Source organism: Gilliamella sp. B14384G10, from assembly GCF_016101685.1.
Lineage (GTDB): Bacteria > Pseudomonadota > Gammaproteobacteria > Enterobacterales > Orbaceae > Gilliamella > Gilliamella apis_A.
On the sequence record NZ_JACFQA010000002.1, the window covers coordinates 438,105 to 450,105 of the forward strand.

General features: G+C 31.2%; 7 protein-coding genes and 2 tRNA genes. 4 read left to right on the plus strand and 5 right to left on the minus strand.

Annotated features, from left to right (window positions below; all coding sequences use genetic code 11):
* Positions 1-40: 40 nt before the first annotated feature.
* Positions 41-1,870 (minus strand): DNA helicase RecQ, encoded by a 1,830-nt coding sequence (recQ, locus tag H3T54_RS06350; RefSeq protein WP_198221533.1) that lies wholly within the window; start codon positions 1,868-1,870, stop codon positions 41-43.
* A gap of 291 nt (positions 1,871-2,161) precedes the next feature.
* On the opposite strand from recQ, the gene H3T54_RS06355 reads away from it, so the two are divergent.
* Together H3T54_RS06355 and H3T54_RS06360 are read left to right on the plus strand one after the other, a co-directional pair.
* A tRNA-Val gene (locus H3T54_RS06355) sits at positions 2,162-2,238 on the plus strand.
* 352 nt (positions 2,239-2,590) lie between these two features.
* The gene (locus H3T54_RS06360; RefSeq protein ID WP_198221535.1) at positions 2,591-4,546 is read left to right on the plus strand and encodes an acyltransferase family protein; all 1,956 of its coding nucleotides are present in this window, start codon (positions 2,591-2,593) and stop codon (positions 4,544-4,546) included.
* A 510-nt stretch (positions 4,547-5,056) separates the two neighbouring features.
* Here the strand turns inward: H3T54_RS06360 and H3T54_RS06365 are convergent.
* Positions 5,057-5,878 (minus strand): hypothetical protein, encoded by an 822-nt coding sequence (locus tag H3T54_RS06365; RefSeq protein ID WP_198223326.1) that lies wholly within the window; start codon positions 5,876-5,878, stop codon positions 5,057-5,059.
* A 183-nt stretch (positions 5,879-6,061) separates the two neighbouring features.
* Positions 6,062-6,133, minus strand: a tRNA-Arg gene (locus tag H3T54_RS06370).
* 127 nt (positions 6,134-6,260) lie between these two features.
* On the opposite strand from H3T54_RS06370, the gene H3T54_RS06375 reads away from it, so the two are divergent.
* Complete coding sequence (locus tag H3T54_RS06375) at positions 6,261-7,019, plus strand: MlaA family lipoprotein (protein ID WP_198199677.1); 759 nt, start codon at positions 6,261-6,263, stop codon at positions 7,017-7,019.
* A 45-nt stretch (positions 7,020-7,064) separates the two neighbouring features.
* Here H3T54_RS06375 and H3T54_RS06380 read toward each other — a convergent pair whose 3' ends face one another.
* Positions 7,065-7,862: a TIGR03915 family putative DNA repair protein gene (locus H3T54_RS06380; protein WP_198221539.1), complete on the minus strand. Its 798-nt coding sequence runs from the start codon at positions 7,860-7,862 to the stop codon at positions 7,065-7,067.
* A gap of 3 nt (positions 7,863-7,865) precedes the next feature.
* The gene (locus tag H3T54_RS06385) at positions 7,866-9,131 is read right to left on the minus strand and encodes a putative DNA modification/repair radical SAM protein (protein WP_370527363.1); all 1,266 of its coding nucleotides are present in this window, start codon (positions 9,129-9,131) and stop codon (positions 7,866-7,868) included.
* A 310-nt stretch (positions 9,132-9,441) separates the two neighbouring features.
* On the opposite strand from H3T54_RS06385, the gene fabB reads away from it, so the two are divergent.
* Complete coding sequence (fabB, locus tag H3T54_RS06390) at positions 9,442-10,653, plus strand: beta-ketoacyl-ACP synthase I (protein WP_086359708.1); 1,212 nt, start codon at positions 9,442-9,444, stop codon at positions 10,651-10,653.
* The last annotated feature ends 1,348 nt before the right edge of the window (positions 10,654-12,001 follow it).

Below are 12,001 nucleotides of genomic sequence, written 5' to 3' on the forward strand. Positions count from 1 at the left end.
GATATCAAAATGGCTATTATAGATAATATTTTAAACATTGTTATATGTTTTTTATCATAAAATCATTAATTTCGTCTAAGAAAAGATTACCATATTTTTCTAATTTGATTTTACCAACACCAGTAACATTAATCAGTTGTTTCTTACTTTCAGGTTTGATTTGCACCATCTCAAGCAAGGTTGCATCACTGAATACAACATAAGGGGCAATATCCTCCATATCAGCAATTTCTTTGCGTAACCGCTTAAGATTATTGAATAATATTCGTTCTTCATAAGATAATATCGTGGTTAAATTAATCGCTCGAGCATAACGATTTAAGCGACTTTTCTTCACAATTTCTAAACGTGGTTTTGCTAAAGATAAAGCGACTTGACCTTTAAGAATCGCACGTGCTTGTTCGGTCAATTGTAACGTAGTAAAGGTGGAAATATTTTGACTCACATATCCCAAATAAATTAATTGTCTAATTACACTAAGCCAATAATCAGAAGAATGCGCTTTTCCTATTCCATAAACCGATAATTTATCATGACCATTTTCTTTAATTTGTGAGCGAGAAGATCCTCGTAACACATCGACAACATATTGAGCACCATAACGTTGCTCAACTCGGTATATACAAGAAAGTATTTTTTGTGCATCAATTAATCCATCATAATGCTCGGGAGGATAAAGACAGATATCACAGTTGTTGCAAGGTTCGATTCTATTCTCACCAAAATAGTTAAGTAATACGGTACGCCGACAAGTCATACTTTGGGCAAATGACTCCATGGATTGAATCTTATGTAACTCAACTTGCTTATGTTTATTCTCTGGTTTATCAGCAATTTGTCGATGATACCAGTTTAGATCTTTACTATTAAATAATAAAAGAGCCTCTGCCGGAACGCCATCACGCCCTGCTCGACCAGTTTCTTGATAATATGCCTCAATCGTTCTTGGGCAATCAGCATGTACCACAAAACGAACATTGGGTTTATTAATTCCCATCCCGAAAGCGACAGTAGCAACAATAATTTGCACATTATCTTTCAAAAAACTTTCTTGTGCTTGTTGACGCTCAGCAGTGGTTAAACCAGCATGATAAGCAACGACAGAGAATCCTCTCGCAGCCAGTCTGGTTGTCATATCCTCAACTTTGGAACGACTAGAACAGTAGACAATACCACTATTCCCTTTTTGGGTTTCAATAAAAGAGACAACTTGCTCAGTAAGATTAAATTTTTCAACTACCGTATAACGTATATTTGGCCGATCAAAACTACGCACCACCACTAACGGATCGATTAAGTTAAGCTGATTAATCACATCTGCTTGAGTCAATTTATCGGCGGTTGCTGTTAACGCGATAATTGGAACTTCGGGAAAACGCAATGATAAATGGTTTAATTGACGATAGTCAGGCCTAAAGTCATGCCCCCATTGTGAAATGCAATGCGCCTCATCAATAGCGATTAATGATGGAGGATGAGCAGTAATTAATGAAGAAAAGGACGATACTGCCAGTCGCTCAGGTGAAATATATAATAATTTAATTGTGTGATTTAAATACTGTTCAATAATGTTTTGTTGCTCTTCTGGAGATTGAGTCGCATTTAAAAAAGCCGCCGGAATACCATTAACTATTAATTGATCAACTTGATCCTTCATTAACGAAATAAGTGGCGAAATAACCAACGCAGTACCAGGCAATACTACTGCCGGAATCTGATAACAAAGTGATTTACCGCCTCCTGTTGGAATAATGGTTAAAGTATCTCGTCCGGCAATAACTGATTCGATAATATCTCTTTGCTGATTTCTAAACGATTTGTACCCAAAAACATTATGTAAAACGTCCTCAATCTGATCTTTAAATGACATACTAACCTAAACCAGTAATACCTTATCTATTTTCAAGGAGTATAACGAATTTGAAATTAACAAACCACCGTGAATTTACATTTATTTACAATTCATAAAAAATTGCACTATCCCTAAACGATTATCATCGGGAAATAAAATTGGTAAAAATCGGATTTTGTATATTATTTGATTAATAACATTGACTGTTTTTCCAACAAACAAACTCAAAAGATTAAAAAAACAGCTATTTTTGATTTTTTTACTTGAAACAAAACAGTTTGCCAGCTAATATTTGCGTGTTTCAAATGTACGCCCGTAGCTCAGTTGGTTAGAGCATCACCTTGACATGGTGGGGGTCAGTGGTTCGAGTCCACCCGGGCGTACCAATTCAAAGCCTTATTCCACAAGCCTTCTTAGCAATTAATTTTATTTACTACAATTTGAAAAAATTTAGATAAATAAAATCTATAATAACCTACCACAACCTAAATAAATGGTTTTTACTAATTGCTATTAAAATTATCCTAACCAACTCATATTTGAGTTATACCAAAATTACCGAAATGGAATAGCCCAAAATATCATTCATTTTAGATAGCCTAAATGATTAATAATATAGTTAATTAAATTTTAATAACAAACATTGTTATATAGACTCCAATTTATAATTTTTGTCTAGTTATTAGAATATGATATTATCCCAAACCGTTTTAAAAAGATTTCTTAACAAGAATATATATGAAAAAATACTACCCTGAAATTGATGGATTGAGAGCAATAGCTGTTTTATTTGTATTAATTTTTCACCTAAATCCTGAAGGTATTTTTAGTGGGGGTTATATTGGTGTTGATATATTTTTTGTTATTTCTGGTTACTTAATTACTGGAATTATTTATAAAGATATCAATAATCAGCAGTTCAAATTTACCGATTTTATGAATCGTCGAATAGCTAGATTATATCCTGCTTTATTATTTACCATATTTTTCGTTATTGTTGGTGGATTTTTAATTTATGCTACAGATTATTATTTAACGACATTAAAAACTATCAAATACGTCTTTTTCTCTGCTTCAAATATAATGTTTATGCGTTCAAAAGGATATTGGGATGCATCATCGAATGAAAACCCATTATTGCATACTTGGTCGCTAGGTGTCGAACAACAATTTTATATATGTTTTCCACTTATTTTATTTATTTTTGCAAAAGTATTTAAAACTAAATATACAATTATAATTACTACAATAATTTTTTCTATTTTTTCATTTATTTGTGCACAATATTTATCACAGAAAATACCATCAACAAATTTTTATTTCACTTTCTCAAGATTTTTTGAATTAGGTATTGGCGGAATATTCGCAATTAAGAGAGATAGCTTAAAGAATATAAAAAATAGCCATAAAGAAATTCTATTTATAATTGGATTTTCTATATTAAGTTTATGTGCAATATTTTATGAGACCAGTATAAATTACTATCCAGGTTTGAATACTTTACTGGTCATTTTAGGTTCTCTTTTATGTATATTATATGGCGATGCTAAATATACTGGCATGATCCTACGTCAAAAACTAATAGTATATATTGGGACTATATCATATTCAATTTATCTGATTCATTGGCCTCTAATTGTTTTTTATAGATATTTATCACAAAAAAACCATATAACAAATATAGAACAATTGATTTTATTATTCATCACAGTTCTGTTTGCTATATTTATATTTAAATTTATCGAAAACAAATACCGTAAAATATCTATTTCTATATTCAAACCAAGTGGAAAAGTATTTTCAGCTTTATTTATTCTGCTCATAACACTCAATTTAACATTGATTCGTACAGAAGGTTTTCCCAAAAGGTTAATTGTTTACACTGAAGATATTGTAAAAAAATCTATTTATGCAGGTTCTTTGCCTGAATATACAAAATGGAATAATAACGTGCAACTTCTAGGCAGTAAAAATCAACCACCTATAGCCATATTTGTAGGTGACAGTTTTTTAGGTCAATTTGTAGAGCAGATAGACTTATATTACAAAAGTAAAAATCAATCAGTTCTTATTATAGGTGAATATAACTGTTTAATGATGAATAATATAAATAAAACTAAAAGTTCTTCTTGCATCGAGGCAACCAATAAACTTTATAATGTATTAACATTTAATTTACCTATTATACGTATTTCTAATTGGTCATCTTATAAAGAACATTCAATTAACAAGCAATTCTATGATAATCAACTTAATACAAAGAAAGTCAGATTTGAAGAAATATGGAATGAAACTTTAAATCAGCAAAAAATTAACAGAAATAAAATGTTATTTATTTTATCTCATCCCAAAATAGATCATTCCGTACATATAAATGGTAATGCACCTTTATTTTACCTAATAAATAATAATAACGAATTTATAAAAATAAAATATGAAAGTGATCATTCAAGAATTACAACTCATAATCAAATGATAGATCTAATTAATAATAATACAAATCTTTCTTACTTAGAAATATACGATCTATTCTGCGATAAAAAATTTTGTTATAACGCTCCGAAGAATAAACTTGATAAATATTTTTATTCATATAATGACCACTTATCAAGATCAGGGGCAAAAGAAATGTGGGATAATATAGGTGATAAGGTTTATCAGTTTATTTTAGACAATTCATCAGCGAGAAAATAATAACTGTAAGAAATTAAATACTTTTAAATTCTTTACTTAATAAACGAATATTCTGATATTTTTATCAATAAATAAAGATTTAAAGTAAATAAATTATTATTAATAATAGTCCAACATTCTTTATAAGAACGTAATTATCATATGAGATATTGATAACTATCATTTGAAATGAATATTTAAATTAACATAGTTTTAATAAAGAAAATGGGAAAACATTGTTTTACTAGAGTTAACTAAAGCAAAATACTATTTTTTAAAAGCTTATAAAACATCGCAGCTTAAAAAATGGCTAATAACAAAAAAATAAACCACAATAGTTGTGTAAATATAAACAAATTAAATGCTGCCATATATTAATTCATAGGAAAAGCATTAGCTAAATTTGCTTAAATGATAATAACAATATTGCAGCATGCAAAAAACGATTTAATGATAAAAAAGATGCACAAAAAACCCCTTTCCTCACTTTTTTATTAATCAAATTATACTAATTCCAAACCTTATTCCAATTTAGCTTTCGTCAATAATTTCTACTTCTTGGGGTAATTGGGGCGTCCGTCCATAATAGGTATAAGACTTATTTGGTTTTATTCTTTTTTTGAATTCAGGACTTTGTGGATCATCAAACAACAATGGATCTCTTTTACGATTCATTTCTCTAAAAGCATAGTCTTCATTAGCATGCATATGTCGCCATGAATTTCGATAACCTAAAGTTGCATAGATTCGATTGTTTATAAATGAAGAACGCATACCCAATAAAATAAAGCAGATAACAACAAAAGAAGCATAAATAACCAAAAATAACAGAGTAATAAAAATAAAATCACTATGATCATCAAAAATAGCTATTATCATAAAAACAATATAAGGAAATATCAGTAGGCAACAAATCAATAGACAACCCTTAAATAATTCTAAGGTTGATGAACAATTCCCTTTAGGAAAAAACAAAGCATGGTATTTGGGCATTCGCACAGCATAAACAAAATACTTATTTTTTTCGGTCTGTTCGACAACCATTTCAACATAGTCGCCATTCTTAAAAATAATATCTTCTAATTTTCCTTCAACTTTAATATTACCAACATAACAACAAAAGTATGTCCCTTTAATTAGTTTTCTTTGTAGAGCTTTAGATGGTATAAAAATAACAACCATGTCTCTTATAATTGTATAAAATAATAAAAGAATGGCCATAATGAACCCACCGTATTCATCAATAAATGCTTTTGTAAGATTACCTGAATGCTGTTCAACTTTAGTTTTAGTTTTTTCGAATACCGTTAAATAATTAACTCTTCCTTTTAATAAACAATAATATTTAGCCATTAACTTCCCTAAATCCATCTAGTTAATTGTTCCATACTCCATACAGTGTATGATTATTTATATGAGTTATATTACTATATTATTTGCTATCTTATCACTTAAAGCGAAATAAAATAATTTTATAAATTATACAATTAGGTAGTTTATTGAGGAAGAAAAGAGATAAGTAAGTTAATACAACTTTGACCCCAGTAGGAATCGAACCTACAACTAGCCCTTAGGAGGGGCTTGTTATATCCATTTAACTATGAGGTCATCAAGGCTATTTATTCTAATAAATTTATCAAGGCAATATCAATCAAATAATGAAAAATTTTCTATTTCAAGCAAACATGATACAATCGCTGCATCCAACACTTTATCATTTGTATTCGGTAGCATTATGAGAAAAAAAATTATAGGTATGATGTTCTCGGTTTTAGCGTTGACAGGTTGTGCGACCTATCAGGCTGAAACAAATAGTTATAGTGACCCATTATCGGGTTTTAATAAAACAATGTTTAATGTTAACTACTATGCGCTTGATCCTTATATTTTGCGCCCAGCTGCCGTAGCGTGGAAAGATTATGTTCCAACACCAGTACGTAAAGGAGTAGTTAATTTTTCCTCTAACCTTTCTGAACCTGCATCGATGGTAAATAGTGCTTTACAAGGTGAAGGACATGAAGCAGGTAAACATTTAGCAAGGTTCTTTATTAACACTGTTTTTGGTGTTGCCGGTTTATTTGATGTTGCAAGTGTGGCAGACCCTCAATTGCAAAAAGGTTCTAAACGTGGTTTTGGTGACACATTAGGCCATTACGATGTCCCTTATGGCCCTTATGTTGTATTACCTTTCTATGGTTCAGCAACACTTCGTCAAGAAGGTGGTAATCTGGTTGATACTTTATATCCACCACTTGTTTGGATAGATTGGCAATGGGCACTGGTTCGCGGTGTATTTGATGGCATTGAAGCTCGAGCTGTGGCCATTGAGTATGAAGATTTAATTAAAAATAGTGATGATCCATACAACTTTATGCGTAATGCTTACTTCCAGCGCAATGATTTTAATGCTTCTGGCGGTAAAGTTGATGAACAAAAAGAACAACAACGTCAACAAAGCATTAATGGCATTCTTGATGAAATTGATGCCCAATAAATAGTAAGATTTATTAATAATTAACGCCGATTTATTCGGCGTTTTTTATTTGCCTTGCATTTCGGGTAAATGGTGCCAGAACCGTCTAGGCATATTTTGCCTTTGTAATCTTGGATTAATTCGTTCTTTTATGGTTAAGGCCTGACAATAACGATTCCACATGGTTTGAAACAATTTTTCATCATCAGTTAGATAATCTTGGTTAATTTGCTTATTAACGATCAGAGGATCGTTATCGTTTAACCAGATTTGCTCAATCTTATCTAAATCATAAAAATAACCATATTGGCGTTTTTCATCATAAATTACCCATTTTTGATCAGCATAACGATCTTTAAAAAATCGTGTGGTTAACGGTAAAGCGTTATATATAGGCTCTATAACCGCAAAGTAAATTTTGTCATTATTATCACAACTGTTTGCTGGATTTTGGATACTATTGAAGCGAACAAATTGCTGAATATGATGTTTTTCTTTATTTACCTTTTTAGCTATATCATAAACAGCTAACACATCCGCATCAGCAAAATCAGTTTCAATCGAATTGGTTGACTTGAATACTTTACAAATATAGCGAAAGATAATTAAATCACTTTCAGGTAATTCTGATAGCCAAGTAAACAAGAGTTGATTTAGCGCAATCTGTGATAATTTTTTTTGCAGTGCAGTATAAACACGCTCATATTTACTGTTGCGATACTCAACTTGATGAAAATCAGTAACCAAAAGTGGCACATCTTCTCCCTCAGCTAATAAACATTCAGGCATTTTTTTTAGTTTAAATGCATCAAACACCGCACACATTAGTCCTTCGAAAGACTTATCATAATAGAACGCCAGCATAAATTACCATCCCATAACTAGTTGCTGTGGAAGGGCTTGTTGTTTTACTTCAAGACGAGGCAAATCTTGTAAACTAAGACGGATATATTCGGCGGATGAATCAAGTACTTTAAATGTATTCATTTCATGGCAAATAATAAAAAACTGCGCTCGTTTTAGCACCACACCAATACGTTTGAGCGCCTCTTTATTTAGTTTTCGATGTCGCCTTGCCATAACAATTAATTTTGCTGATTTAACGCCAATTCCTGGCACCCGTAGAATTTTTTGATAACTATCCCGATTGATATCAACCGGAAAAAATTGCGGATTACGAATCGCCCAAGATAATTTGGGATCAACAGTCAAATCAAGATCTGGATGTTCATCATTTACAATTTCATCGACACTGAAATCATAAAAACGAAGTAACCAATCTGCCTGATATAAACGATTTTCTCGCACTCTTGGTACTTCTTGCAAAACAGGTAATCGCTTATCATAACCATTCACAGGAATAAATCCCGAATAGTAAACCCGCTTCATACTTGGTCGCTTATATAGTTTGGCGGTGAGCTGTAAAATTTGATTATCAGTTTCATCTGTCGCGCCAATAATCACCTGAGTACTTTGCCCAGCAGGAACAAATTTTGGTGTTGATTTGATTTTTTTACGATCTTCAATATTTTCTAGCAAATTTTGCTGAATATGTCGCATTGGTTGATAAATGGTTTGATGATCTTTATCTGGCGCCAATAATTTTAAATTTCGCTCGGTAGGGATCTCTAAATTGACACTCATTCGATCAACGAGTAAACCTGCTTCATGAATTAATTCATTACTTGCACCTGGAATCGCCTTCATATGAATATAACCATTAAAGTTATATTCTTGCCGTAATATTTTGACCACCCGAATCATTTTTTCCATCGTGTGATCAGCACTACGTACAATACCCGAGCTTAAAAACAGCCCTTCAATATAATTGCGACGATAAAATTCAATCGTCAGTTCCGCTAACTCTTTTGGTGTAAATCCTGCACGAGGAATATCATTACTCTGGCGATTGATACAATAAGCACAGTCAAACATGCAATAATTCGTTAACATGATTTTCAACAGTGAAACACAGCGACCATCAGCAGTAAATGAATGGCAAATACCACAGCGAGAAGCACTACCAATACCTTTATTTTTATTACTGCGTGAAGTACCACTTGAGGCACATGAAATGTCATATTTTGCAGATTCGGCTAAGATCTCAAGCTTTGAGATCATTTTTTCTTGAATCATAATTATCACCAATAACTGTATATATTTACAGTATTATAATTATTTTATTGCCGTTAGCAAGTTAATAATCAGATCGAATTTAAAAATTTTTATTCAATAAACTTGCGATTAAGACTGATTTAATCAAAATTTCATTAATAGAATGTAAAAGTAATCATGTTGATTGATTTATTGACCGGTTATCCCAATTTTATTTATTAACTTAACAAATAAAATCAATCTGGGGGTATTGTTCAGCTTACAAGTGTACGCTATAATCAGACCAATTTTTCATATGAAGCCAGTTAACTTAGGAGTAGAGCATTAGATGAAACGTGTAGTAATTACAGGATTAGGTATTCTTTCAAGCATTGGGAATAATACCAAAGAAGTTTTAGAATCGTTAAGAGTAGGCCGAAGTGGTATTACTTTTTCGCAAGAAATGAAAGATAGCGGAATGCGCAGTCATGTTTGTGGTAATGTTAAATTAGATACAACTGGATTAATCGATCGAAAAGTCGTCCGTTTTATGAACGATGCTTCTATTTATGGATATCTTGCACTACAACAAGCAATCGAAGATGCAAAATTAACCCCAGAGCAAGTATCTAATCCACGCACAGGTCTTATCGCTGGTTATGGTGGCTCAACCAAAACTCAATATAATGTTGTTGCCGGCATGAAAGAAAAAGGTTTAAGAGGTGTTGGTCCTTATGCAGTAACAAAATCTATGTCATCAGCAATTTCTGCATGTTTAGCGACACCATTTAAAATTAAAGGTGTTAGCTACTCAATGACTTCAGCTTGTGCAACATCAGTACACTGTATTGGCCATGCAGCTGAACTTATTCAACTTGGTAAACAAGATGTCGTGTTTGCTGGTGGTGGTGAAGAACTATGTTGGGAAATGTCATGCGAATTTGATGCTATGGGGGCATTATCAACTAAATATAACGACACACCTGAAAAAGCATCACGTGCCTATGATAAAAACCGTGATGGTTTTGTAATCGCAGGCGGTGCCGGAATGGTAGTAGTTGAAGAACTTGAGCATGCTCTTGCCCGTGGTGCACATATCTATGGTGAACTTGTTGGTTATGGGGCAACATCTGACGGTTATGACATGGTAGCTCCATCTGGTGAGGGGGCAATGCGTTGTATGCAGCTTGCTATTCAAGATCTTGATGGGCCAGTTGACTATATCAATACTCATGGTACATCAACTCCAGTTGGTGATGTCAAAGAATTATGGGCAATCAAACAAGTATTTGGTGATAACATCCCAGCTATCTCTTCAACTAAATCCATGACTGGACACTCATTAAGTGCTACCGGCGCACAAGAATTAATTTATTCACTACTTATGCTTGAACATGGCTTTATTACACCAAGTATCAATATTGACGAACTTGCAGATGAAGCAGTAGGAATGAATATTATTACAGAACCAACCGAACGTGAATTAACCACAGTAATGTCTAATAGCTTTGGTTTCGGCGGTACTAATGCGTCAATTGTCATGAAAAAATACAAAGCATAATTGTTAAATTATCTAACCAATAATAAAAAACCGTTCTTAACTAGAACGGTTTTTTATTTGACAACGCTATAACTAATTTGGATTTTTAGCTTTTTAAAAAATTTTTCCTAATCTTTTTAGAAATAATTAATGTCTTAATCTAATTATATGGTAGTGAACTTTTATCCGATTTCTGAAACATTTGGCTCTGATTTCTAAACTACCTACACGGCAGTGAACCCACCATATTTTTTATATACATCCAAACATTTTTTCTAAACTACCTATACGGCAGTGAACTAGAATCCCATATACTATAAATGTTGTTGGCAAAAAGGCAAAGTCCATTTTTACCAGTAAAAACCCTTTTTTTAAGCCATTTCTCAATATATTGATTTTTTAAAAATTTAATTTTAAGTCAAAAAAAAGGGTAGTGATGGGGTGTCTTTAGATTTCAAAAAACCCGTTCTTCAAATTTTTTATAATCGACCTTTATTATTTACTCTATGGTCAATCATTTCTTCATAATGAAATATATTATTAAATTAATTTACCTAGAAATCTCAATTAATTAATCGTATGCTTTTTTAGAATAATTGAATACTTTGCTCTTTTATCCAATAAGCAAAAAACAACTATCTTTTTGAATAAAAAATCTTTATAAAATATCGACTAAATATTAAAGAAAACAACAAATTCATCCCAGAAAAACTGTACAAAAAGTAAGAAGAATAAAATTGGATTTTATTTTTCAAATTCAGATGTGTAGGCATATAAAGCATTAATATTATAAAAACAACAATAGTGCTTATCAAAGCACTTAAAAAAATTGTTCCAAGAAGAGTTAATATTAATTTTTTAAATTTAACTTGTGAATCAAATTCTCCAAAACAATTTATAAGAATTATATTGAAAAGCTTATATAAAATTCCCCATACCAAAAAGGTTAACAATACAAATAGTAGCATTACGGTAATACTTGAATCAAATAATTCGTTGATTGCATAAACATTTAGCAAAATAGTTTTAAGTGAAATATAAGACAAGAAAAAGCTATATATTTGAATGTGAATTCTTTTTATTACTATAGAATTAAACTCGATTACTGAAGAATAAAAAGGTATTATTTTAAATAATATAATTAAAATAATTAATATTGATATTATATCAAACCATTCTAAAAATCTAAGACATAAGGGAATATAATCATGATCGAAAAAACGAAAAATTATATTGCTTAAAATATAGTGTTCTAATATATAAAAAACATATCTAATTAAGGTATAAACGGTAATTAATAAACATATTCTTACCAAATTTTTTGACAAGTCATATATACGATATTTTTGAAAAAAATACAAAGCAATCA

Excerpts from the sequence above, each read along its gene's own strand:
- H3T54_RS06375 (WP_198199677.1), top strand. The coding sequence starts at position 6,261 with ATGAGAAAAAAAATTATAGGTATGATGTTCTCGGTTTTAGCGTTGACA.
- H3T54_RS06380 (WP_198221539.1), bottom strand. The coding sequence starts at position 7,862 with ATGCTGGCGTTCTATTATGATAAGTCTTTCGAAGGACTAATGTGTGCG.
- recQ (WP_198221533.1), bottom strand. The coding sequence starts at position 1,870 with ATGTCATTTAAAGATCAGATTGAGGACGTTTTACATAATGTTTTTGGG.
- H3T54_RS06360 (WP_198221535.1), top strand. The coding sequence starts at position 2,591 with ATGAAAAAATACTACCCTGAAATTGATGGATTGAGAGCAATAGCTGTT.
- fabB (WP_086359708.1), top strand. The coding sequence starts at position 9,442 with ATGAAACGTGTAGTAATTACAGGATTAGGTATTCTTTCAAGCATTGGG.
- H3T54_RS06365 (WP_198223326.1), bottom strand. The coding sequence starts at position 5,878 with ATGGCTAAATATTATTGTTTATTAAAAGGAAGAGTTAATTATTTAACG.